The 24,354-nt window shown below is 50.1% G+C and carries 22 protein-coding genes; 4 read left to right on the top strand and 18 right to left on the bottom strand.

Annotation, left to right across the window (positions count from 1 at the left end; genetic code table 11):
* Positions 1-27 precede the first annotated feature (27 nt).
* The 4 genes from ftsH to CHK_RS10565 form a co-directional block, all read right to left on the bottom strand.
* Positions 28-2,031: an ATP-dependent zinc metalloprotease FtsH gene (ftsH, locus tag CHK_RS10580; protein ID WP_082103516.1), complete on the bottom strand. Its 2,004-nt coding sequence runs from the start codon at positions 2,029-2,031 to the stop codon at positions 28-30.
* A 76-nt stretch (positions 2,032-2,107) separates the two neighbouring features.
* The gene (gene hpt / locus CHK_RS10575) at positions 2,108-2,656 is read right to left on the bottom strand and encodes a hypoxanthine phosphoribosyltransferase (protein ID WP_046444019.1); all 549 of its coding nucleotides are present in this window, start codon (positions 2,654-2,656) and stop codon (positions 2,108-2,110) included.
* Positions 2,641-4,038 (bottom strand): tRNA lysidine(34) synthetase TilS, encoded by a 1,398-nt coding sequence (tilS, locus tag CHK_RS10570; RefSeq protein WP_046444018.1) that lies wholly within the window; start codon positions 4,036-4,038, stop codon positions 2,641-2,643. The genes hpt and tilS overlap by 16 nt, the downstream gene beginning before the upstream one ends.
* A 236-nt stretch (positions 4,039-4,274) precedes the next feature.
* Positions 4,275-5,729 (bottom strand): C40 family peptidase, encoded by a 1,455-nt coding sequence (locus tag CHK_RS10565; protein WP_046444017.1) that lies wholly within the window; start codon positions 5,727-5,729, stop codon positions 4,275-4,277.
* A gap of 305 nt (positions 5,730-6,034) precedes the next feature.
* Between CHK_RS10565 and CHK_RS10560 the strand changes: the two genes are divergently transcribed.
* Positions 6,035-8,416 (top strand): beta-glucosidase family protein, encoded by a 2,382-nt coding sequence (locus CHK_RS10560; RefSeq protein WP_046444016.1) that lies wholly within the window; start codon positions 6,035-6,037, stop codon positions 8,414-8,416.
* A gap of 192 nt (positions 8,417-8,608) precedes the next feature.
* Entirely contained in the window at positions 8,609-9,157 is a 549-nt protein-coding gene (locus tag CHK_RS10555) for a DUF2284 domain-containing protein (RefSeq protein ID WP_052740527.1), read from the top strand.
* A gap of 184 nt (positions 9,158-9,341) precedes the next feature.
* Here the strand turns inward: CHK_RS10555 and CHK_RS16660 are convergent, their stop codons facing one another.
* Positions 9,342-9,503, bottom strand: a complete 162-nt coding sequence (locus CHK_RS16660) for a hypothetical protein (protein WP_156415135.1) — start codon at positions 9,501-9,503, stop codon at positions 9,342-9,344.
* 275 nt (positions 9,504-9,778) lie between these two features.
* Here CHK_RS16660 and CHK_RS10550 point away from each other — a divergent pair, with 275 nt between their 5' ends.
* Positions 9,779-10,135: a hypothetical protein gene (locus CHK_RS10550; RefSeq protein WP_046444015.1), complete on the top strand. Its 357-nt coding sequence runs from the start codon at positions 9,779-9,781 to the stop codon at positions 10,133-10,135.
* Positions 10,136-10,182: 47 nt separating this feature from the next.
* On the opposite strand, the gene CHK_RS10545 is transcribed toward CHK_RS10550, so the two are convergent.
* The 9 genes from CHK_RS10545 to CHK_RS10505 form a co-directional block, all read right to left on the bottom strand.
* Positions 10,183-11,022: a class II fructose-bisphosphate aldolase gene (locus CHK_RS10545; protein WP_046444014.1), complete on the bottom strand. Its 840-nt coding sequence runs from the start codon at positions 11,020-11,022 to the stop codon at positions 10,183-10,185.
* Between the two features lie 181 nt (positions 11,023-11,203).
* Entirely contained in the window at positions 11,204-11,746 is a 543-nt protein-coding gene (locus CHK_RS10540) for an HdeD family acid-resistance protein (RefSeq protein ID WP_046444013.1), read from the bottom strand.
* A gap of 106 nt (positions 11,747-11,852) precedes the next feature.
* Positions 11,853-13,010: an MFS transporter gene (locus tag CHK_RS10535; protein WP_131924651.1), complete on the bottom strand. Its 1,158-nt coding sequence runs from the start codon at positions 13,008-13,010 to the stop codon at positions 11,853-11,855.
* A 119-nt stretch (positions 13,011-13,129) separates the two neighbouring features.
* Positions 13,130-13,402: an acyl carrier protein gene (locus CHK_RS10530; protein WP_052740526.1), complete on the bottom strand. Its 273-nt coding sequence runs from the start codon at positions 13,400-13,402 to the stop codon at positions 13,130-13,132.
* 28 nt (positions 13,403-13,430) lie between these two features.
* Complete coding sequence (locus CHK_RS10525; protein ID WP_046444011.1) at positions 13,431-15,098, bottom strand: AMP-dependent synthetase/ligase; 1,668 nt, start codon at positions 15,096-15,098, stop codon at positions 13,431-13,433.
* 129 nt (positions 15,099-15,227) lie between these two features.
* On the bottom strand, positions 15,228-15,908 hold the full coding sequence (locus CHK_RS10520; protein WP_046444010.1) for a class I SAM-dependent methyltransferase: 681 nt from the start codon (positions 15,906-15,908) through the stop codon (positions 15,228-15,230).
* 92 nt (positions 15,909-16,000) lie between these two features.
* Complete coding sequence (locus CHK_RS10515; RefSeq protein ID WP_046444009.1) at positions 16,001-17,071, bottom strand: glycosyltransferase family 4 protein; 1,071 nt, start codon at positions 17,069-17,071, stop codon at positions 16,001-16,003.
* 24 nt (positions 17,072-17,095) lie between these two features.
* Positions 17,096-18,328, bottom strand: a complete 1,233-nt coding sequence (locus tag CHK_RS10510) for an LL-diaminopimelate aminotransferase (protein WP_046444008.1) — start codon at positions 18,326-18,328, stop codon at positions 17,096-17,098.
* 83 nt (positions 18,329-18,411) lie between these two features.
* Entirely contained in the window at positions 18,412-19,827 is a 1,416-nt protein-coding gene (locus tag CHK_RS10505; protein WP_046444007.1) for a potassium/proton antiporter, read from the bottom strand.
* 241 nt (positions 19,828-20,068) lie between these two features.
* Here CHK_RS10505 and CHK_RS10500 point away from each other — a divergent pair, with 241 nt between their 5' ends.
* Positions 20,069-21,049 (top strand): Gfo/Idh/MocA family protein, encoded by a 981-nt coding sequence (locus tag CHK_RS10500; RefSeq protein ID WP_046444006.1) that lies wholly within the window; start codon positions 20,069-20,071, stop codon positions 21,047-21,049.
* A gap of 246 nt (positions 21,050-21,295) precedes the next feature.
* Here the strand turns inward: CHK_RS10500 and CHK_RS10495 are convergent, their stop codons facing one another.
* The 4 genes from CHK_RS10495 to araD all read right to left on the bottom strand — a co-directional run bounded on the left by CHK_RS10495 (position 21,296) and on the right by araD (position 24,348).
* Positions 21,296-22,117 carry an aldo/keto reductase gene (locus CHK_RS10495; protein ID WP_046444005.1) on the bottom strand — a complete coding sequence of 274 codons (822 nt, stop codon included), beginning with the start codon at positions 22,115-22,117 and terminating at the stop codon, positions 21,296-21,298.
* A gap of 192 nt (positions 22,118-22,309) precedes the next feature.
* A complete protein-coding gene (locus CHK_RS10490; RefSeq protein ID WP_046444004.1) occupies positions 22,310-22,921 on the bottom strand; it encodes an SIS domain-containing protein in 612 nt (203 codons plus the stop codon).
* A gap of 102 nt (positions 22,922-23,023) precedes the next feature.
* Positions 23,024-23,632, bottom strand: a complete 609-nt coding sequence (locus CHK_RS10485) for a KpsF/GutQ family sugar-phosphate isomerase (RefSeq protein WP_046444003.1) — start codon at positions 23,630-23,632, stop codon at positions 23,024-23,026.
* 23 nt (positions 23,633-23,655) lie between these two features.
* Positions 23,656-24,348 carry an L-ribulose-5-phosphate 4-epimerase AraD gene (gene araD / locus CHK_RS10480; RefSeq protein ID WP_046444002.1) on the bottom strand — a complete coding sequence of 231 codons (693 nt, stop codon included), beginning with the start codon at positions 24,346-24,348 and terminating at the stop codon, positions 23,656-23,658.
* Positions 24,349-24,354: the final 6 nt, after the last annotated feature.

Below are 24,354 nucleotides of genomic sequence, written 5' to 3'. Positions count from 1 at the left end.
CCGCTGATTTTGTCGTTTTCCAACCATTTATTCCCCTTCCGGCGTGGGCGGCTCCACGATGATTGTTTCCACCGCTTCCGCGTCCGTCGGCTCTGCCGGCGGCGTAATCCACTCCGGTTCTTTTTCCTCGTCCTTCTTTTTCTCTTCGATCTCCCATGAGTCAGGATCGTCAACCTGTACCGCATCCTCAAAGAGCTGCTGGAATTCCTCGCCAGACAGCTTTTCCTTGCGCATCAGCACTTCGCCGATGTTGACGAGTTTACGCAGGTTTTTGCTCAGGATTTCCGTCGCATTTGCATATGCGCTTTCCATGATATTGGTAACTTCCGCGTCAATGCGTGCCGACGTACTTTCCGAATACTCCGGAGACTGTCCGAAATCCTTGCCAAGGAACACCTCGTGCCCGGAGGCCAGGAACACCGGCCCGATCTCTTCGCTCATGCCGTATTTGGTCACCATGTCCTTCGCCGTTTCCGTCGCACGCTGCAGGTCGTTGATCGCGCCTGTGGAAATATCCTTTAATGTCAGCGCCTCCGCAACCCGTCCGCCAAGCATCATCGTGATTTCATCCATGAGCTTGCTCTTGAACACGTGCTGCTTGTCTTCCTCCGGCAATGTCATCGTATAGCCAGCCGCCATTCCGCGCGGAATGATCGAAACCTCATGAACCGGATCGCATTTTGGAAGCACATGTGCGAGAATCGCATGGCCTACCTCATGGTATGCCGTGCAGCGCCTGTCGTCCTCCGTCATAACCCTGCTCTTTTTCTCCGGGCCTGCAATCACGCGCGTGATTGCTTCTTCAATCTCGCTCATGCCGATTTTCTTTTTCCTGCGGCGCGCCGCCAAAATCGCGGCTTCGTTGAGCACATTTTCAAGATCTGCGCCGATAAAGCCCGGGGTGCGTCTCGCAATCACCTTAAAATCAACCTCAGGTTCAAAGGGCTTGCCCTTTGCGTGCACCTTCAGAATTTCCTCCCTGCCCTTTACGTCAGGGTAGTTAACCGTGATCTGCCTGTCAAACCGTCCCGCACGCAGCAACGCCGGATCGAGGATGTCGCGCCTGTTGGTCGCCGCCATCACGATAATCCCTTCGTTAACCTCGAAACCATCCATCTCGACAAGCAGCTGGTTGAGCGTCTGCTCGCGTTCGTCGTGACCGCCGCCCAGTCCCGCGCCCCTCTGGCGTCCGACTGCGTCGATCTCATCGATAAATACAATACACGGCGCGTTCTTCTTCGCGCTTTCAAACAGGTCGCGCACGCGCGAAGCGCCCACGCCTACAAACATTTCCACAAAATCGGAACCGCTGATCGAGAAGAACGGTACCTTCGCCTCGCCAGCAACCGCCTTTGCAAGCAAAGTTTTACCACCGCCCGGAGGGCCCACCAAAAGGACTCCCTTTGGAATACGCGCCCCAAGCTCTTTAAACCTCGCCGGGTTCTTCAAAAATTGTACGATCTCGACGAGCTCTTCCTTTTCTTCGTCCGCGCCCGCAACGTCCGCAAACGTCTTGTTCGTCTCGCCACCGTCCGTCATCCTTGCTTTGCTCTTGCCAAACGCCATCGCGCCGCCCGTGCCTGCCGCGCCGCCCTGCGCGCGCTTCATAATAATCACCCACAGCACCAGCAGCAGTACGATCGGTATCAGGTATGGCAGCAACTGCATAAAGAAGTTTGGCTCCGCTGTCGGAATATAGTTCAGTACAAAGCCATACTGCTCAGGGTTGTTGGTCCCTGTAATCGCCGCGATATCTTTATTGAACTGGTCAATGGTCGGCATCGTGGCGCTGAAGTCATATTGCTGTGGAAATACCTCGTCCGGTATCTCCGAGCTTGCGTAACGCCCTACGATATTCCTGTCCTGTATCGCTATATCCTTAATATCCTCGTCCTGCACCTTCTGCAGGAATTCAGTATATTTCAGTTCGTCAATCGTTGTTGTCCCCGGGTTCCCCAGGAACTGCGCCGCTAATATAATAACTACGATGATGATAATATAAATCAGCGGTCCTCTGAAAAATTTGCCCAAATTACTATCCTCCTCTTATAAGGCTATGTCCTTATATTTTTACCATTTTTCCCGTTCCTTCAAACATAAACGGTTTTTATTCGTATATTTCGCGTTTCAGGACTCCCACGCAATCGTAATTCCTGTATTTCGACGCGTAATCGAGCCCGTACCCTACCACAAATTCGTCTGGAATATCAAATCCGATGTATTTCACAGGCACTTCTACCTTCCGGCGGTCCGGCTTATTGAGCAAACAGCACATCTCGATGCTTTCAGGCGTTCTTCCTTTGAGCATTTCCTTCAGGTTTGAAAGCGTAACGCCCGAATCGATAATATCCTCCACAATCAAAAGATGCTTGCCGCTGATGTCCTCCTGCATATCGAATTTGATATGCGCGCTGCCGGATGTTTCGCTGCCCGAGCCATAGCTTGAAACTGCCATGAAGTCGATCGCCATCGGAATGGAAATATGCCGCATCAGGTCTGAGAAAAAAATAACGCTCCCCCGAAGGATCGCCACCGCGATAAGGTCTTTCCCTTCGTAATCTTTGGAGATTTGCTCTCCCATTTCCGCCACTCTTTTTTCGATCTGCTCCTTCGAAAGCAATATCTTCTCGATATCTTTTTCTACGTAGTGCTGCATGATTCTTCCCCCTGTTTTTTATAATACTTGATCTGCCATATTTTTTCTGTCCGCTCCGTCACCTTTACGTCGTCGCTGATCGTGAGGCCCACCGCCCATAAAATGCGGTTCCCGTCAGCAAGCAACGGCGTTTTTTCCCGTGCTTCGCGCGGCAGCTTTTTATCGATAAAATAATCCTTAAGCTTTTTGGTGCCGCCGCTTCCGAGCGGATGGATCATATCCCCCGCATACCGCGTGCGTACCGTGATGCGCCCGGGCAGCCTGTCCGCGTCCAGATAAGCGGTAAACTCGTCTTCGTTTTCAAAATCGCAGTGGTCTACGATCCGGCACACCATCTCGCTGCCGTCCGGCAGCTCGTTTTTGGCAAACAGGTCAAACTCCTGACGAAATTCGTAATTAACCCTGCGCGCCGAAAACCGTATTACCAGCAGTCCGTACTCCACCTCCGCGCACAAATCGTTCGAAAGATTGACGCGCGTGCCCGTCCTGCCGCTTTTGGCAAGCCGCATCACAGAGCGGATGTGGACGTTCTCGATGTCCTGCGTAATGTGCAGCCCCGCGCACGCAAGCTTCAAAATACGATATTCCACTGCGGGCGCAAGCCCCAGAAAGGTTTCAAGGTCTATAATCACCTTGTCGTCCTTTTTGGATGCGCATGATTTATAAGCCTCCTTTGCCTGTGCAAAGATGAAATCCGAATCATCCTCCGCGATCTGGCTCAGGCGGTTGAGCGCCCCCGCCGCATCCGGGTTGATCCGTTCCCTGATCTGCGGAAGCAACACATTCCGCACATAATTGCGCGTATGCTCGGTGTCCCGGTTGGTCCTGTCCTCCACAAAGCTGATGTCATGCTTTAAAAGATACTCCAGTATCTCTTCGTGCGTAACGCACAAAAGCGGCCTGACCAAAAAATCCCTTTTGGCATGGATGCCTTTCAGGCCATCCGTCCCGCTGCCGCGCAAAATGTGCATCAGCACGCTTTCCGCGTTGTCGTCCATATGGTGGCCGGTTGCGATCACGTCCACTTCCCCGTTCTCTACGAGACTCAGGAAAAACGCTTCGCGCGCGCGTTTGGCCGCCGTCTCCTTACTTACGCCCCATTCCTGCGCAAGCGCCGGTACGTCCGCCGCACCCATGTAGAAAGGAATATTGTGCTGTCCGCACCACTTTTCCACAAAATCTGCATCGTCGAGCGATTCCTGCCCCCGTATGCCATGCTCAAAGTGCACGCAGGCCACAGAACAAGAAAAAAGCGGCGCAAGAGAACATAAGCAGTGCAGCAGCGCCATAGAGTCCGGTCCGCCGGAAACGGCGGCGCCTATTGTCTGCTCTGGCATTAATAACTCGTTTTCTGTTACAAATTCCCTTACTCGCTTCTCCATATGGACTTTTCCCTACTATATATAATATACTCAAATCCACCACTTTACAACTGTATTTCGCAGGGAATCCGCATGACTTTTTTCGTTCTCATGCCTTTCTTCATTTGAACAGTCACGATTATTTTACTACTTTATTCTAATCTGTCAAAATGAACACAACATGAATAAAAGAAAGCATATGATAAAAAAGGCGGTATCAATTCTGATACCGCCTTTTCTGTTACTGTCTGCCGGTTTTAAAGAGGTCTCTTCGCGCAGATGAATCCATTCTGGAACCATGAGCCAAAGTCTCTTTCCACCATCGCGTTCTGGCTGCTGGAGGCGTCAAGCACGCGTCCGCCGCCAAGATAAATCGCCACGTGACCATTCATGCAGATAATGTCGCCCCTCTGCAGGTCGCTTTGGTCTGTGATTGTCGGGTAGTCGGCGTTTCTCCAGCCACCGGACGTCATATATCCGATGTTGTTGCCGCTTTCCCTCAGCGCATAGTAGATCAGCCCTGAGCAGTCAAACGAATTCGGGCCTTTGCCGCCAAGCACATACGGCTTGCCAAGCTGTGCCTCTGCAACTGCGATGAACGCCTCTACAGAACCTGCATCCTGCTCATACGAGGTGCCTGAGCCGCCGGAGCTTTCCTCTTTGGAGCTCTCGCTGCCGGAGGAGCTGCCGCCGCTGTTGCTGCTGCTTGAAGAAGAACTGCTGCTTTCCTCTTTTTTATCGGAGGAGCTGCTGCTTTCAGATTCTTTCTTATCGTCTTCAGCCTTCTTCTGCTCTTCTGCCGCCTTTTGTTCTTCCGCGGCCTTCTTTTCCTGCTCTGCCTTTAATTGTTCTTCATATTCCAAAGATTTTTCAGCCGAGCTGGAATAAATCAGCTCTTCGGTCATATGGCCAACGCTGCCGTCCTCAGTAAGGCCGCTCATTCTCTGGAAATATTTTACCGCTTTTTCCGTATCCGTTCCGAAGTAACCCGTTACGTCTACCGAATAACCAAGCTCCTGCAGTCTTTCCTGCAAATTCCAAACGTCAGCGCCGTCAGCGCCAAGCGCCATGGTGTATTCCTTCGCCTGGTCGGAGAACAGCAATGCCTGCGTTTCCGGTCCTGCTGCGCCATCCACGGTGAGGCCGTGCTTGCGCTGGAAATACCTGATTGCCTGCGAGGTCTGCGGTCCGAAATAATCGGTTGTCTCATCCACTCCCATATAGTAGAGGTCCATCAGTCTCTGCTGAAGGGCCGGAACGGATGCGTCCGTCATTCCCTCTGTAAGCGTCGTATAAACGGGTGCCGTTTCAACAGGCGCCGCTTCGGCGGACGGTGCGGGAGCCTGCTCCGGCGCACCTGCCGTTTCACCTACCGCCGTAACGGAGGATGTGTCCTGTGAAGGCTGCGCCGCTTGTGTTTTCTCGGTGAAGGCCGGCTTTTCTGTCGGCTCCGGCGAAGGGCTCGCTTCCGCCTGCTGTACCTGCGCTGCAGGCTCGGCCGGCGTTACGCCCATATTTCCGTTTGCTGCTGATGCAATCATGATCGGCACCATCACCGACGCCACTACAATCGTTATAACTGTGAACAGACGTTTCTTCTGTCTGGTGCGGTAACGCACGACCGCACGTGAAGTCTTTTGTGTATTTGAGGAAACGTCGTTGTTACGTCTGGCTCTCACAGACGTTTTGTGTTTCCCAAAAGGCTTAATCATGGTCTCTTTTATCTCCTTTTCTTTTCGCTTCCGCGAATTTAAATTGATTATACAACAATTTCTTTAATATGTCCATAATTTTCTTAACTATTTCTTAATACTTTCGTAATATATACCCGTTTTTCCCAGTCTAAACACAAATTTTTTTCCTGGAATCCATTAATTTTAATCTTCTTAGCCCGGAATTTTCTCATTTCGATTCAAATGATTACAAATGTTTTCCGTTACTTTGTTTATGTTATAATAATATGTTATAATAATAAGGTATCATTAAAATCACATCTGTCTTTTATGAGGTATTTTCTATGGATAAAATCGAAACGATCCTTTCCACGCTTTCACTGGAGCAAAAAGCGGATCTCTGCTCGGGCCTGGACGCCTGGAATACGTTCCCCATCCGGGAATACGGTATTCCGCAAATCCTGATGACCGACGGCCCGCACGGTCTGCGTAAGCAATACGACGAAAGCACAGCTATGCTGGAAACCTCGGTACCCGCGACATGCTTTCCTGCCGCCGCGACGACAGCCTGTTCCTGGGATAAAGGCCTTTTATACCGTCTGGGCGCGGCACTGGGCAGCGAGGCGCGCAAGGAAAACATTTCCATGGTTTTGGGCCCCGGCATCAATATCAAGCGTTCCCCGCTGTGCGGAAGGAATTTCGAATATTTTTCAGAGGATCCTGTGCTTTCAGGAGAGCTTGGCGCCGCTATGATCGAAGGCATCCAGAGCACCGGTACGGGCGCTTGCGTCAAGCATTTTGCCGCAAACAACCGCGAATACTTCCGCATGGTTTCCAATTCCATCGTGGATGAGCGCGCCTTGCGGGAAATTTATCTTTCCGGCTTTGAACGGGCCGTTAAAAAGGCGCATCCTTATGCCGTGATGAGTTCCTATAATATGCTCAATGGCAGCTACTGCGGCGAAACAAAAGAATTGATCGACGGCATTTTACGCAAAGAATGGGGCTACGACGGCATTGTCGTTTCCGACTGGGGCGCATGCTATAACCGCGAAAACGGTATCGCAGCCGGCATGGACCTTGAAATGCCTTACTCCGGCGAAGAAAACACAGAGCGCATCATACGCAATGTGCAAAACGGCAACTTAAGCGAGGATGCCCTCGATGCCTGCGTACGGCGCATTCTTTCCTTTGTTTTCCGCTGCGAAGAAAACAGCAGCCTTCCATTTGAATGTAATATGGAAAAAAACCACGACCTTGCGCGCGAGGCAGCGGCGCAAAGCGCAGTCCTTCTGAAAAACGAGTGTGGCGTCCTGCCTCTTAAAGCCGGAACCAAAGTAGCGCTCATTGGAGAGTTTGCAGAAAATCCACGTTATCAGGGCGCAGGCAGTTCTATGATCAACCCTGCGCGCCTTGAAACTGCTCTGGAGGAATTTCCCAAATACGGAATCGATTTCACCTATGCAAAAGGCTTCCCGCTGGATACGGATGAAATCGATGAAACGCTTGCGCTCGCCGCGGAAGAAACCGTTTCCGGTGCGGATGTGGCAATAATCCTCGCGGGACTTCCTTCGCGTTATGAAATGGAAGGGATCGACCGCACGCATATGCACATCCCGCAAAACCAGATCGACCTCATTGAACGCATTTCAAAGATAAAGCCGGTCGTAGTCGTCCTGCATGGCGGCGCCCCTGTCGAGATGCCATGGCTTTCCGCTGTGAGCGCGCTCCTGCACTGCTATCTTGGCGGTGAAGCAGGCGCATCCGCAACCGCAATGCTCCTCACTGGCGCAGCAAATCCATGTGGTAAGCTAGCCGAAAGCTATCCGCTTCTGGTTTCCGATAACCCGTCCTACCGTTTCTTTTCAGACGACCGCCATAATGTAGAATACCGCGAAAGTATTTATGTCGGATACCGTTACTACGATGCGGCGGAAAAGGAAGTATTGTTTCCGTTTGGTTTTGGCCTTTCCTATACCACCTTTTCCTACTCCGGCCTGCAGGTTTCATCCGGCACATTCACAGCCGGGCAAACATTGACAGTAAGCGTGCAGGTTCAAAACACCGGCAGCGCTCCGGGCGCGGAAATCGTACAATGCTATTGCAAGGAAGATTCCTCCCCGGTAAAACGGTTGTGCGGCTTCGAGAAAGTGTGGTTACAGCCGGGCGAAAGCAAGCAAGTGTCTTTTACGCTTACAGATAAAGATTTTTCCTTTTACAGCAACGGCGGCTGGAAACTACAGGAAGACGCCCATATCCTGATCGGCGCCTCCTCTCAGGATTTACGGCTGGGGGCAATGGTCAGCATCGACGGCGGACAGGCTGCGCCGTCATATCCCGTAAGCACGGACGGCCACTGGGACGCGGTAAAATTTTACGCATTGTTTGACAAAATACCGCAGGTCACATTCAAAAAGCGGCCCTTCACCATTAACGCTACCCTCTCCGACTTTGATTCTGTGGCAATCGGCAGGGCGATCCACCGTTTTATACGCAGCTTTGTCCTCAAGCATCTGGAGCCGGGCAATTACAACAGTTACCAGATTATGCTCCAGCTATTGGAGGAAAACCCAATGCGAACACTGGTGTCCATGTCAGGCGGTTTTTTTACCTATGGTATGGCCCGCGGCGTGCTTATGGTGGTAAACGGGCAGCTTTTTATGGGCGCGTTTGCCTTCTTCTCCGCATACCGCAAACGAAAAAAAAGAAAAATAAAATCAAATTAATGAAAATAATGTTTTACGTTGATTTTTGCAGGTTATATATATGCTGTCGCGGACGCCAACGGTGTCAGGCGGCGCCAAAACAATACATACCCCCAATCAGCAAAATACCGGCATTTATGCCGGTATTTTGTTTCGGGTTTTTTATGTGTCGTGTGTTATACTGTTATGGATAGACCTTGAAAGGGGATTTTTATGTTACAGGAACAAATAGTAACTGAACTCACGGAAGCAGGCGCCATGTTTTGCGCGCCGGTCAAAGTTCCCGGAATTAATTTTTATCCTGAGCTCCGCCCGCTGTGCGAGATGAACAACTGCGGATGCTTTGCCACCAACTGGGGCTGCCCGCCGGGCTGCGGCAGTGTGGATACGCTGTCCGCAAAGGTGCGCGCATACCCGCTGGGGCTTGTGTACCAATACGTCGGCAAACTGGCGGATTCCTTTGACGTGGAAGGGATGATGGAAACAAACCGCGTGTTTAACGGAATTACGCTTGCCATCAAAGATTACCTGTCAAAAAATTGCTCAGACTTTCTGGTACTCGGCGCAGGCAAATGCAATATTTGCGAAACCTGCACCTATCCGGACGCCCCCTGCCGCTTTCCCGACCTCACCAACGTCTCCGTTGAAGCGTGCGGCATCAATGTATCAGAGCTTTGCTCCCAGTGCGGGCTTGACTACATCCACGGCCCTAATACGGTCACAAATACCGGGCTTATTTTATATCATGACACAAGCCTGTAAAGAAAGACCGTTTGGTCGGGCGGCCTGTGTTCTTATTTTTTTACGATTCTTTATAATCCGGTATCAGCTCGAGCGCCTCCTGTTCGCTTGCTCCTGCGTTTACCAGAAAAAATGCGCTCACGCATACGCCAATGGCATAAAATACTTTTTTCATTGTTCTACTCCTTCTGTCAAAATGCCCATGCTATTTGATGGTTGCCGCGAGGGCCTCCTTCATAATGGGGCTTGCGTCTTCCGGTTTGTCGTGCTTTTTTCTCCTGCCCACGGAAAGCCTGGTAACAGCCGTGTAGCAGAGCGTGATCAATACGGTCATTACAATAATGAACCAAAATATAATTCTCTTCATGTTCGATTACCTCTTTCCTGTTTCATTTGATGCTTTTATCATACCGTATGCAAGGGTTTCTTACTATTTGACTTGCTTACAACAGGATTACATTTTCGTAAGGTAAATTTTTTATTGCAACCAAAAAACGCGATCGTTTCCAGACTGCGTTTTTTTGATGATATTCGATTTTAGAATATTTATTACAATTAAGAAACTATTACAACATAATATTATATAAAATAAGATTGAATTGGAGGGAAGATTGTAAGTAAAAAATTTGAAAGGAGAAATCTATGTCAAATCAAAAAATACTGGATTATCTGGAGCAAAATGTAGAGGGTGTGGCCGAACTTGCTTACTTCATGCAATACGGCGACGAGCTGACATCCGGTGCGATTATGGTGGATATTGAGGTCGATCATTTCAGCGGCTACGAATATTGCTTGGCGATTATGCTGCTCGCAGCCAACGATATCGTAATTGACCGCACAAGGAAAAGGCTGTTCCTGCAATGGTTCCGGGATGAGCTGGCAAATACGGACGAAGAGCAGACCATAAACAGAATCGCGAACATTTTAGAAGAAGAGCATTTTCGTTTTGAAGCAAGGCAAACGCGCCTGGAAGAATTAGGCAGACAAAAAGGCTTATAAAAAACAGGTCTCCCTATTGCTTGGGAGGCCTGTTCCATGTCCTTAATTTACGCCCGGTTTGCCGTTCCAAACAGGTCGATCTTTTTGGTTGCTTCCGCGCTTACCGCATTTACAACATCGACGCACTGCAGGAGGTATACATTTTCCTTTGTGTTTTTGAGTGCGTTCATGGCCGCAATCGTCAGGTCTGTAAAAATATTCGTTTTTGTGATGCCGCGCGCCACTGCGTTCCTGAAATCGTCGTCCGTAAGTCCGGAGCCGCCGTGCATGACGAGCGGCACATCCAGCGCCTCGTTCAGCTCTTCGAGCCGTTTGAGGTTCAGCTTCGGCTCGCTCTTGTAAACGCCGTGCACCGTGCCGATCGAGACCGCAAGCGCATTGATGCCCGTCTGCTTCACAAATTCCTTTGCTTCTTCCACTTCTGTATACACAAAATCGTCCCCATAGCCTTCCGGATATCCTTCCAGTCCGCCTACATGCCCAAGCTCCGCCTCTACAGACATTCCTTTGGGCTTGCACAAGGCGACAACTTCATTCGTCATCTTTACATTTTCCTCAAACGGCAGTGCGGATGCGTCCAGCATTGCGGAAGTAAAGCCGCTGTCAATCGCCCGTTTGATATACTCGATATTGTTTGCATGGTCAAGATGCAGGGCCACCGGGATATCCACGCGTTTTGCCGCGCTGATTGCCATCGGCGCGAATTCCTCGATTGCAATAAGAGGCTCAAACGCCTCCGCAAAAGCAATGATCACAGGAGCGTTTTTCTGCACGGACGCTTTCAGTACGCCTTTGAGCATTTCTTCGTTAATCACATTGAAGTGCCCAACCGCATATTTCCCTTTTTTTGCGTCCAGAAGCATTTGCGTCATGTTCACAAGAGCCATAATAATACCATCCTTTATATTTTATAAATTTTTACACTCATAGTTTATCACGTTCCTTCCCTGTGCACAATATAAATAGAGAAAAAATGTATGAAAATGTCATATTTTTTTTGTTATTGTGCAAATACGAAAAAAACCGTCTCTGCCTGTACGCAGAAACGGTTTTTGATTGATCGCGTTTTTATTTCTTTGCCGACGACACGAGTCCCCAGCTGACAAGGCTCAAAATACCATAAATTGTCAGGCAAACACCCAGCATAATTCCCAAAACGTTGGACTGCGCGATAATACCCGCAATGATAATAATACCGACCACCAGCTCCGCAAGTCCGCTGATCAGCACCACTTTCCACGACGACGAATTGTAGTCCTTGATCTGCGATGACTCCATCAGGCTCATAATACCTGTGATAATCGCCCACACGCCGATGATAAACGGCAGGATAATGTTTGCGATACCATCGCGGAAAATAATCAGCAGTATGCCGACAATAATTGCGATGATGGGCACGACATAGCTTGCGTTTGCATCCCCGCGGTTGCGCCTTGAGATATTTGTAAACAACTGAATAACCCCATACGCCAACACGACAACTCCAATAATAACAACGATGACCGCCATTGCGGTATTCGGCGCCATCAATAAAATAATACCGATTGCAAGGAGTACGATGCTTAATATAAGGCGTATCATTTCCTTTGATTTCCAAGATCCAGAATTCATAATACTTTCCTCCTGTAAAAATTGTGAGGCGGAAAAGCCCCCGTCCTTTCTAGTTAAACTATCATTTTAATAATACCCTCTCCAAACTTGCTCAAACACCCTTCGCTTACATTTTATCATATTCCTTTGGAATCAGCGCCACCGTCAGCACAGTAGCTGCAAGCATAAGCGCGAAGACTACCCAGAACGCCGTATCCATCGTCGAAACCTCCATGACGTTTCCTACGATCACCGGCCCCAAAAAGATTCCAATGGCGTAAATGGACTGGAACGCCCCCATTGCAGTGGAACGCAGCTTTGGGGTGACGCTTTTGATCACAAAGCCCGCAAGCGCGCCGAGGATAATACCGTAGCCAATTCCTGATACCGCCTGCATCACATAAATCACCGCGAGATTCATATGGTAGAACGCCGGTATGCAGGTCAGCGCTCCTGTAAGGAAGCAAAGTGCGAGGCATTTGATCCCCCCGAGCTTTTTATACGCTTTTGTGCCCACAAACAGCGAGGAAACGGCGCTGAACAAAAAGTATACCACCATCAGCATACCAAGCTGTGAGGAATCCGCACCCAAAAGCTTTGCCGCTTCTGACGTAAAATAACTGGGAAACGCAAAGCTTAGTATTTGTCCAAAGATAGCGAGGATTGAAAAGACCATCATATCTTTGTTTTTCAGCAATGACAGCAGCTCTTTTCCGCTTGGCGGAACAATTTTCTTCGATTCCCTGGGCGTTTGAAACAGCAGGATACAGCCAAGGCCGACAAGCGCGGCAATCAATGCGAAATAAAACGGTGCGTGCAGGCCAAACGCCTGTGCCAGCAGGCCGCCGGCAAGCGCGGCAACCACCTTTCCCCCATTGGAGGAAGCGTTCAGCATTCCCTGCGCCTTCACCTGATTTTCTTCGGCGTTGAATTTTGCATAAGAAGAACAGATCACAACCCACCATGCTGCCGCGGCTCCGCTTACGCCGCGTGCGATCATCACCCAAAACACATCGTGCACCACAATAAACAACACTGCCGCAAATACAAGTATCACAAACCCAATCAGCAAAATCAGCCTGTCCCTGCCTATTTTATCCGACAGGATGCCAAGAGGCACCCGCAGGGCTATCTGCATAATTCCATATGCACCGCCAATCGCCCCGATCATCGCGGCCGTTGCCCCGAGGGACGTGGCATACGAGGTAAGGGTGGGCACATAGGTATACATCGACATCCACAGGAAGATCGCCGCCAGATTCAGTACCAGAATATTTCTTTTCATGAAAGCCTCCACAAAAATTATATACCCTTTGCCCCTTTGCCGCCAATAGCTATCTTTGCTTTTCTGTTCAAAAGCATACAAAAAAGACCGGAGTTTCTCCGGTCTTTTTCCATAAATAATTAAAATGATTGCTGAAACGCCTGTGTCGCCATGTGTTTTGCTCCCGTTTTCTCCTCCAGATAAACCACCACGTCGCGCACTGTGTCAAATAACCGCAGGTCCCTGTCCGGGATTTCAATCCCAAATTCGTCCTCGAACGCCATCACCATCTCCATAAGTCCAAACGAATCAAGCTCCAAGTCCCTTACCAAATGCTTTTCCATTGTGATCTCTTCAATATCCACCGGGCAGGCTGTTGCAAGCAACTGACGAACCTTTTCAAATTCTACCACAATCGCACACCTCCTTTTCTGTTCCTGCTCAAATCGTAAAACGTTTGATTGATTTTTTGGTTGTTTTCTCAAATTCCTGTTCGCGCACATGAAAATGCTGCACGTGCTTATATGTCGGAAGCGTTTTATTCACTTCTGAGATATCATTTTCGAGATTTTTGGCGATCTCCTCCCCGCTGTGCGCGGCGGTATACTCCTCAGCCACAAAAATTTCGGCATTCAGTTCCACCTCGTTCAGCCCGTCCACAATGGGTGCGGAAACAACCACTTCCTTAATATACGGTATCCGCATCAGGTATTCCTCTATTTCCTCCGGGTAAATGTTTTTTCCGTTGGACAGCACGATCAGGTTTTTCTTTCTTCCGGTAATGGATAAAAACCCGTCTTCATCGATATGCCCGATGTCGCCGGTGTTAAACCAGCCGTCCTGCATCACCTCTTTTGTGCCCTCGTCGTTTTTGTAATAACCGAGCATTACGTTATCGCCCTTCACCCATATTTCGCCTTCGCCGCTGCCGTCCGCCTCCCTTACCTGCACCTCGCAGCAGGCAATCGGCAGGCCAACCGTCCCGTCCCTGTAATAACGGTTCCGGTTCACCGAAACAAGGGGCGCGCACTCCGTAATGCCGTAGCCGTTAAGCAGGAGCATTCCAAATTCACGGAATTCACGCATCAGCCTCGCTGAAAGCGGCGCGCCGCCGCAAATGATCAGCTTCAGCTTTCCGCCAAACGCATCCTGTATACTTTTAAAGTATACGTCCCTGTTGTCTGCGCCCTGTGCCAGCTCCCGGTTGCTTTTTTCAATCAGCGCCCGCAGCGCTTCCTCCTGCCCCCCGTCCTTTGCGTTCTGCCATATTTTGCGGTGCATCATCTCCACAAAGAGCGGCACAAGAAAGATCGTATCCGGCTGGAACAGCTGCAGGTTTTGGAGGAAATGGCGCAGGCTGTCATTCAAGCAGATCGTCGTGCCATTCTCAATCATCATTGTGATACCGTGCGTGCTTTCAAACGAATGATGAACCGGCAAAACAGACATACAAACCTTTCCAAGGTCCAAAAGGCTGATCCCGCCCTCCGCAGCCGAAATAATATTTTTCTGCGAAAGCATTACGCCCTTGCTTTTCCCCGTCGTCCCGGACGTATAGAGCAGGATTGTCATTGCATTTTCATCAATTTTACGCTGCGAAAAACCAAGATCGGTTGCCTTGCCCTCCGCGACCAGCGCGCCAAAGCTTTTTATTTCAGGCGTATCCGCAGGCGCGTTCATGTCGATATAATACCTCACCTTCGGCAAGCCTGAACGGATTTTTTCCACCGTGTCCGCATATTCTCCGGAAAAAATCAGGCAGGATGCGCCGCTGTCCGCAAGGATATTGGCAATCTCATCGTCCGGGAGCTCTTTATCGATCGGTACGACTACGCCTGTCCCGCACGTAATTGCATAATAGGATAGCAGCCATTCATAGCTTGTCGGCCCAATGACGGCAATGTGCGCGTCCGCAAGCCCCAGCGACAAAAGGCCGTTCCCCAGCGCGTACATGTCCTTCATAAACCGCCCGTGGCTGATTCCTTTCACCGAGCCTTCTTTGGTGCGCAGCCGCAGCATATCCCGTCCGTCAAAAGCCTTCGCGGCTCCCTCCAGCATCGTCCTGAAATTTTTCTCATGCTTTATTTCATAGTTTGGATAATTTTCCATCTCGACCACTCCCAATAATTTAAAAAATATTATATCATATTTTTCCTGAGAATACCCTTCTGGTATTGTTTCGTAATTTGCCAAGGCCGGTCGTAAGCCGCGATTATAAAACTGTTTCCCATGCCGGTCTCAGGCTTTTTCCTGTTTCTTTGCATAAAGAACAGCAAAATGATAATACTTGTAAATACAGTCCACATCCGAAAAGCCCGCTTTTTCAAGCCAAGCAAGCTGGTCTGTGAGCGTGGATGGATTATCGAGCGCAAGCCGCTCGTATGCCTTTTCCAGCTCTTCCGGGGAAAGTCCGCTTTCGTTCACCATCGCTTTCCACAGCTTTTCCTGCATCCGTTCAATTTCCTGTGAAGGACTCAGCGCCTGATCCGCATTTACAAATACCCCGCCCGGCTTTAAAAGGTCATAACACTTTTGGTAAAGCGCTTCCTTTTGCGCGCCGCTCAGGTGATGGATGGAAAGCGCGGAAATAATCATATCAAAATCCCCGCCAAACTCGTATTCCGTATAATCCGCCGTTATATATTCCACATCCCCGTGTCCGGCAAACCGCTGCCGTGCCTGCCCAAGCATCTGCTCTGAAAGGTCCGCCAGCACCAGCTTTGCGCCAGGATATTTTTCAAGCAAAAATGCTGCAAACAGGCCCGTTCCCGATCCAAGGTCCAGAATACGCGGCGCTTTCTCCCCCGTTTCAGCCATTGCCGTTGCAATCCCGTAAAAATCATCGAAGCAGGGGATCAGCTGCCTGCGCTGCCCGTCGTATTTTTCAGACACCGCGCTGAATTTTTCTTTGATATCCATACATCCTCCCTTGGCGGACTTTGCGCCCGCATCTGCGTATATAAGAAGGGAGCCGGCATAATAAGCGGCTCCCCTCCTGCTACCTGTCGGTTTTACATCACCCGCGCGCCCACTGAGCGCAGCGCGTCTTCATACTTTTTGACGCAATCCGCAAGATCGAAGGATTCCATCACGTCCCCGCGCGCCAGAGAGCCCATGTGCTCACGCGCCGCTTTGTCGCGCAGCTCCATCATGCACTCGCAGCAACGGTCTGTATTATTCACTTTTACGAGATATCCTGTTACGCCATTGAGAATGTATTCGCTTGCGCCGACCGTATCCGACGCAACCACCGGCACCTCGCACGCCATAGACTCGATTGCGCACACGCCAAACGCTTCCGCCGCGTTCATTTGCACAGTCGCATCCATCGTGCCTATCACATCCGGAAGATCGTCGTTTTTCACACGCCCCAAAAACTCCACCTTACCTTCAATACCCATGCTCTGGACTTTCTGCTTGAGATTGCTTTCCATCGTTCCGGTTCCCACAATTTTAAGCGTTGCGGCTCCCGTGGTCTTTTCAAGGTATTTTCCAAACGCCTCGATCACCATATCTACTCCATTTCCAAACTCCAGCATTTTGAGCGATCCAAAGCACATCGAATCTTCAGGCTTTTGTATGTCTTTTTTCACAAACTTCTTCATGTCAACGCCAAACGGCGCAACAAAGAAGGGCTTTTCCTTTTTGAAGAGAGACTTGACGCGTGTGATGACGTTGGGCGCAGCCGCGAGGATTGCGTCCGCGTGCTTAATGCTCTTCATCACAAGCCCCTTTTGCCCGCGGTCAACGCTTTCATATACGTCCGGGCCAAGCACGGTAAGCAAAACGTGGGGAGCCTTCGCCTTTGCCGCAAGCACCCCGTAGGACGTAGCGTCAAACGCGTTTACCACGCCGAAATTCCCCTCTGCAAGATAGCTTTTTACCTGTGTGGCATTCTTTTTCGCACCGTTCTGCGCCGAGGTAAACGGCAAATATACTACGGTTACCTTGTCGCTGATTTCACCGGCCTCGTCCTTTTGCTCGGGCATGGAAAACACCGTGACCTCGTTGCTTTCGCTGAGCGCGTTAGCCCATTTGATTGTATGCGGCGAATTTGCCGCTGCCAAAAACGCAATTTTCATGTTTGATTTCCTTTCTGGTTGGTCCTATTTCAGGTTCGCAAGACGCGAGATTGCCTTTTCCGTGTTCTCCTTCGTATTAAAGGCCGTCAGGCGGAAATACCCTTCGCCTGCGCTGCCAAATCCGCTTCCCGGCGTACCGACTACATTCGCTTCCTTCAATAACTTATCAAAGAAATCCCAGCTTGCCATGCCGTCGGGCGTTTTGAGCCATACATATGGGGAGTTCACCCCGCCATAAGCCGTAATGCCGATTTCCCTCAGCCCGTCAAGGATCATCCTTGCGTTTGCAAGATATGCCTCGATGTTCTGTTCCACCTGCTTCTTTCCTTCCGCCGTATAAATCGCCGCAGCGCCCCGCTGCACGATATAGGATACGCCGTTAAATTTGGTGGTATGCCTCCTGAGCCAAAGCGCGTTCATGCTGACTTTGTTGCCTTTTGAATCCTGCCCCATAAGCTCCTTGGGAACAACCGTATACGCGCAGCGCGTACCCGTGAAGCCCGCCGTCTTGGAAAAGCTGCGGAATTCAATCGCGCACGTTTTCGCGCCTTCAATCTCATAAATGCTGTGGGGAACATCCCCGTCTGTAATAAACCGCTCGTACGCACCGTCAAACAAAATAAGCGCGCCTGTTTCATTGGCCCAGTCCACCCAGACCTTAAGCTGGTCCTTTGTCATCGCCGTCCCTGTTGGATTGTTGGGCGAGCAAAGGTACATCACATCCACCCTGCGCTGTGGGAGGGCGGGCACAAAATCGTTTTCCGCCGTGGTGGGGATGTAGGTAATTTCCGAAAACTGCCCTGTCTGCGCGTCAAACTCCCCTGAGCGCCCCGCCATAACGTTTGTATCGACATATACGGGGTACACCGGGTTTGTCACGCCGATTTTGCAGTCCGGGGACAGCAGCTCCTGAATGTTGCCCGTATCGCACTTGCTGCCGTCGGATACAAATATCTCGTCAAGGCCGATATCTACGCCGCGCGCGGCATAGTCGCCTTCCCTGATCGCCGCGCGAAGGAATTCATAGCCCTGCTCCGGCCCGTAGCCCATAAAGGTCTTTTCATCCGCCATCTCCTGCGTCGCTTTATCGATCGCCTGCAACACAGCAGGGGCAAGCGGACGCGTTACGTCGCCAATGCCAAGACGTATGATCTCCCTGTCCGGATTTTCCCCGGTGTATTCGTTCACCCGGCGGGCGATCTCTGAGAAGAGGTAGCTCCCCTGCAAACGCCCGAAATGATCATTTACCTGAAACATAAATCTTATCTCCTGTCAAAAAATTAATATACAATCTTATCATATCTATTTATGCGCCAAAACTCAATAGTTTCGTGAAAATATCAAAGCGGTATCTCGTCAAAATTATCCCCGCTCAAAACAAGCGTATCGCCCGTTAGCAATACCGTGGAACCGTTTGGAGTGATATTCTTCCTGCCGCGCTTCACCATCACCACAAGCACGCCCTCAGGAATATCGATTTCCGTAAGCGTACGGCCATTCCATGGATTTTTAAGGTCTATCGTCACTTCGATAAGGTGCATCTCCGCCTCATCCTGATAGTCCGTAAAGGTTTTGAATACGGAATTGTCCTTCTCCACCAGCCCCAGCTTTTTGGCAAACAGGGGCGTGAGCGTGCCCTGCACGGCAACTGAGAAAAGCGCCACAAAGAATACGATATGGAATACGTCATTTTTGAGCGCCGAGGCCTGCGTGATCGCCATGATCGCAAAAACGATTGCCGCTGCGCCGCGCAGCCCCACCCATGAAACAAACAGCTTTTCCTTAAACGGTATTTTGAAAAAGCTCAGGATGCCGAACACCGCCGCCGGACGGGCCACAAACATCATAAAAAGGGCAATGAGCACCGCAGGGCCGATGATTGCAGGAATATGCGACGGGTAGGCGAGAAGGCCCAGCACAAAGAAAAGCACCATTTGCATAATCCATGAGATTCCGTCAAAAAAGTGTACCAGCGTTCTTTTGTGCTTGAGCTTGGTGTTCCCCAATATAATACCGATCACGTAAACGCACAGGTAACCGTTGCCTCCCACAAGCTGGCTTAAAGCATAGCCCAGCACCACAATCGCAACGACATAAATCGTATACAGCCCCTCGATCTCAAAGTTGATCCGTTTTAAAATAGCCGTCGAAATAAGCGCAAGCGCAAAACCGATACCAAGGCCGAATACAATTTGCATGATAATCATTGCAGCGATGTTGACCTGTCCGCTTACCGACATCATCGAAAGAATCGTGATTGTAAGCATGTAGGCGATTGGATCGTTAGAGCCGCTTTCCACTTCCAGCATGGACGCAAGGCCGCCCTTCAGGTTCAGTTTCCTCGAGCGGAGGATGGAAAATACCGAAGCGGCGTCCGTAGAGGCAATCACCGCGCCCACCAGAAGCCCTTCAAGAAGCGTCGTTTTCAGGATAAAATAGCAAAACCAGCCGGTCAGCAGCGCTGTGATAATCACGCCCGCGGTTGCAAGCCAGATGGATGGAGCGAGCACCGGCTTTGCCGCTTTCCAGCTCGTTCCGAAGCCGCCGTAAAACATGATGAATATCAGTCCAAAGGAACCAATCTGCTCGGCAAGCTCAAAATTGTCAAAATAAATACCGCCAAAGCCGTCCGATCCAAACAGCATTCCCAGAATAAGGAAAATCAGCAGGGCAGGGATTCCAAAGCGGTACAACAGCTTGCTCGAAAACACGCACAAAAGAAGGACGACGGCAATAAATATCAATATTGGTATCACTGCGTTTACCCTCCTTGCTTTTGTTTTAAAAATCTTTTCTTATTTAATAATAACAAATTTTTGGAATGATGAAAAACAAAAAATGAAATTGCCGGATTGTTTTTCATCCACAAACAGCATAGCAAAGCCATTTTTGACATTTGAAAAAAATTCAGCTTGCATATGGGCATTGCCTGTTGTATGTTAAAAGCATATCGAAATCAAAGCCCGAAAGCGGGCGTATTATCAGGAGGAATTCGGCATGAAATATGCAACCGTCGGCACAGCATGGATTACGCAGGCATTTATCGACAGCGCAGACACGGTAAAAGGAATGGACCTTGCGGGCGTTTACTCCCGCGACATTACACACGCGAGGGAATTTGCCGCGCAAAACAACTGTGATTTTGCATTTGACGATTTGAATACAATGGCAAAAAGCGATATTGACGCTGTTTACATCGCAAGTCCCAATTCCCTGCATTATGAACAATGCAGGCTTTTCCTTGAAAACGGCAAACACGTGATCTGCGAAAAGCCCGCCGTGGTCTATCCGCAGCAGGCGCGTGAGCTTTACAGGCTTGCGGAAGAACGGGAACTCGTCTTTTTGGAGGCAATCATTATGTTGCACCAGCCGCCGCTCGCTGCCGTCAAATCGGCTTTCGCTAAAATCGGGCCTGTCCTCAGCGCCCGTCTTGACTATTCGCAGTATTCCGCCCGTTACCAAAAATACCTTGACGGGGAAAACCCCAATATTTTCAATCCAAAATTTGCGGCGGGCTGCATGATGGATCTGGGCGTATATGTGGTGTACGCAGCCCTTGGACTTTTCGGCAGGCCTCAGAAAATCGATACAAAGGCGCAGCTTCTGGAAAATGGTGCGGATATCAGCTTCAGCAGCATTTTCCGCTATCCGGATAAGCTCGTGACGCTCACCGGAAGCAAAGCGGGTGAAAGCTATCTCGGCTCGGAGGTCATGGGTACAAAAGGCACCATTACCTTTGGGCTCGTTTCCAATTTTACGGATATCACAGTCCATTTTAACAACGGCGCAACGCAGACCATTGCGGGCGATATCCCCCGCCTTACGCTCATGGCAAACGAAGCAAAGGATTTCAAACGCTATATCGAGCAGCCGGAGCAATCAAAGCAGGAATACGCATACGCGCGCGAGCTGTGCATCGCCGTATCGGAGGTCATGTCTGAAATGCGCGATCAGGCGGGAATCGTATTCCCGGATTGACTGGCGACGCCATAGGTTGATATGCTGTAAAGCGAGGTGAAAACCATGAACCGTTCCATCCGTTTAGCGACAGCAGCGGATTGCGCTGGCCTTCTGGAGTCTGTTTTCAGAGAATAAATTGCGATAGCGCATTGCAAACATAAGCGAACAGAAAAAGGGCTGTGCATTTCATATTGCACAGCCTTTTTCCTTATTGAAAAAATGCAAGATAACTAATTTGGGATACGCCTGTTCTGCGCTTTTAAATCAAACGTAGAAAAATTCGTCCGGGGATTCCCCTGTCCGTACAAACGTATTAAGGCCGCTGATCGCTTTTACCTCATCGTCCGTAAGAGTAAAGTCAAAAATATCCGCGTTCTCGATCATGCGTTCCTTGTGCGTCGTCTTGGGAATCGTACGGATTCCCTTCTGGTAATGCCAGCGCATTGTAACCTGTACGAGCGTCTTGTTGTACTTCTCAGCCGCTTTGATAATCGGCTCTTTATCGAGTTTACCCCGTACAATCGGCCTCCACGCTTCAACCTGTATGCCGTTTTCCTGACAAAAATTGATCGCATTGTTCGGCTGGAACAGCGGATGAACCTCTACCTGATTGACCATCGGCTTGATCGCGCAATGGTCAATCAGGTGTTGCAACAGAGGTTTGGTGAAATTAGAAACCCCAATCACACGGATCAGGCCATCCTGATAGAGCTTTTCAAATGCCTTCCATGTTGGTAAATAGCTCTCGTCAAAGCCCGGCCAGTGAATGAGGTATTCGTCAATATAAGTAAGGCCCAGCCGTTTCAGCGAGCCTGAAAAAGCCTCCAGCGTCTTCTCATAGCCATGATCGTCGTTCCACAGCTTGGTTGTGATATAAAGCTGCTCACGCGGGATGCCGCATTCCTTTATGCCCTTCCCGATGCTTTCCTCATTGTGGTAAAACATCGCGGTATCGATGCTCCGGTATCCGGCCTCCACCGCGTCTTTGATACAACGCGCTGTTTGCTCATCGTCCTTCATCAGCCACGTTCCCAACCCAATCGCAGGAACCTCAACGCCATTTTCCAGCTTAAAATTTGGTATCATACTGTTTTCCTCCTCGTTTTCTGTTCTTTGACCTCAAAAGCCACAGAGCTATGCTACTGAGGCTTTTGGGCCGGGCTTACGCCCCTCATATATAAGAATCTTTAGGTAGGAACTATGATGTCGTTCCGGCCCATTTACCATATTATCTTCATTATCTCTGAAATGAAGAGTTATGGCAACCGCCGGTTTGGATCATTTATCTTCAATTTTGCCCTTTAAAAACGCTCCGACCGAACCATGGTTATGATTCAGGTAAAACGCTTCGTCACTAAACTGCGGACACTTTGTAAGCTCGTCCGCAATCGCATCAAAGATGGCGATAATCGCGATAATGCTTGCCGTAGGCAGCATATGCTTATGATCGGATTCTTCCACCTTGAGGTTCAGCACAACGTCCGCCGCCTGCGCGAGCCGGGACTGCGGATTTTGGGTGACCGTGATGAGTTTTAACTTCTTGCCCTTTATGGACTCGATCAGGTTCACAAGCTCCTCTGTGTTCCCGCCCTTGGAAAGCACGATTACTACGTCGCCCTCCTGCACCGCGCCAAAAGCGCCGTGCGCCGCATCGCCTGCGGATACAAAAAAGGATGGAACATTTGCCACGCACAGCATATGCGCGATCTTTCGCGCCGCCACAGAAGACGTTCCCATGCCAAGCGTAGCGATACGGCCCCTGCAATTCCTGATCAGGTCAAAAATCGCCGCGTATTCTTCCGGATTGATGTCGTTTATCAGCCGGCTTAAAGCGTCCGCGTCGTTTTTCCACACTGCGCACGCGTTTTCAAACAATTCTTTTTTATCCATAACTTTTGTCCTAACTTTCGCCTGTTGCGGCTTCCGGCACGCCTTCGCCTGCGCGAAGACGTATCAGAAGGCACTCTATTTACTCGTTCTTGTTCCCTTTTATCAGTCGTAAAGCTTTTTGTGAAGCAATTTTTCACCGACCGCGCCACCCGGATGGATCACGCCAAACTGCTCCTCCGTAAACCCCGTGCGCTCCATAACAGCCACCGCAATCGCATCAAACACCGCGATCACGCCAAGTGTGCTGGACGTTGCAAGCAGGCCAAACCGGTCCGCCTCACGCTCCACCATAATTTTGAGATACAGGTCGCTTTCGCGTGCAAGCTGGGATTCCTCTTTTTCGCACACGCCGATCACAAAAGCTCCCTTGGTTTTCGCCGGCCCTATGAGGTTGTTAATTTCCGCCGTCGTACCGCCCTTGGAAAACAGAATCAGCACGTCGCCCTTGCTAAGTACGCCCATGCCGCCGTGCACAGCGTCGGATGGAGTCAAAAACAGCGCCGGCCTGTTCACACAGTTTAAGGTATGCGCGATTTTTTTACCTGCCGCGCCCGACGTGCCGCAGCCAGAGGTCGCAACCTTTCCCTTGCAGGAGGCAATCACGTCCACCGCCTGCTCTACCGCCTGCGGATCGATCACCGAAAGCGCGTCCAAAATCGCTTTGCTCTCAATTTCAAGCGTATTTTTGATTGATTCATAAACTTCGCTCATGCCTTACCTCCATAGAATGCCGGTTATTTCTGTCCGTAATACGCGTCCTTGCCGAATTTCCTGTTATAATGCTTATTGAGCAGGTTCGGATTCAATTTCGCCGGATCGCCGCCCGCAAGCACCGCGTTATGCCATGCCATTTTAGCGACCTGCTCCAAAACCATCGCATTGGTGACTGCCGAATCCGCGTTGTCTCCCCATACGAAAGGCGCGTGGCCCTTCACCAGCACTCCCCTGATCTCAAGCGGATTGATATCCTTGAACCGCTCCACGATTACATGGCCCGTATTTTCCTCATAAGCGGAATCAATCTCCTCTTTGGTCATCTCACGCGTGCAGGGCACGTCGCCCATAAAGTAATCCGCGTGTGTCGTCCCAAGGATCGGAATGTCCTTTCCGGCCTGCGCCCAAATGGTGGCATAGGTGGAATGCGTATGTACGATTGCTTTTACGCCCTTAAATTCGCGGTACAGGCATATATGCGTCGCGCAGTCCGTAGACGGGCGGTAATCCCCTTCCACGACATTGCCGTCAAGGTCCACGATCACCATATGTTCCGGCTTCATGGAGTCGTAGCTCACGCCGCTTGCCTTAATCGCCACAAGCCCTGTCTTTTCATCGTATTCCGATACATTTCCCCATGTGGAAATTACGAGATGATCCGATTTCAGCCTTTTGTTGGCTTCCATGACTCTCTGTTTCAATTCTTCTAACATCGCAAA

The sequence above is a fragment of the Christensenella hongkongensis genome (assembly GCF_000981035.1).
GTDB lineage: Bacteria > Bacillota > Clostridia > Christensenellales > Christensenellaceae > Christensenella > Christensenella hongkongensis.
The sequence above is the reverse complement of the archived record's forward strand: the minus strand, read 5'-3'. Positions and strand labels throughout refer to the sequence as shown.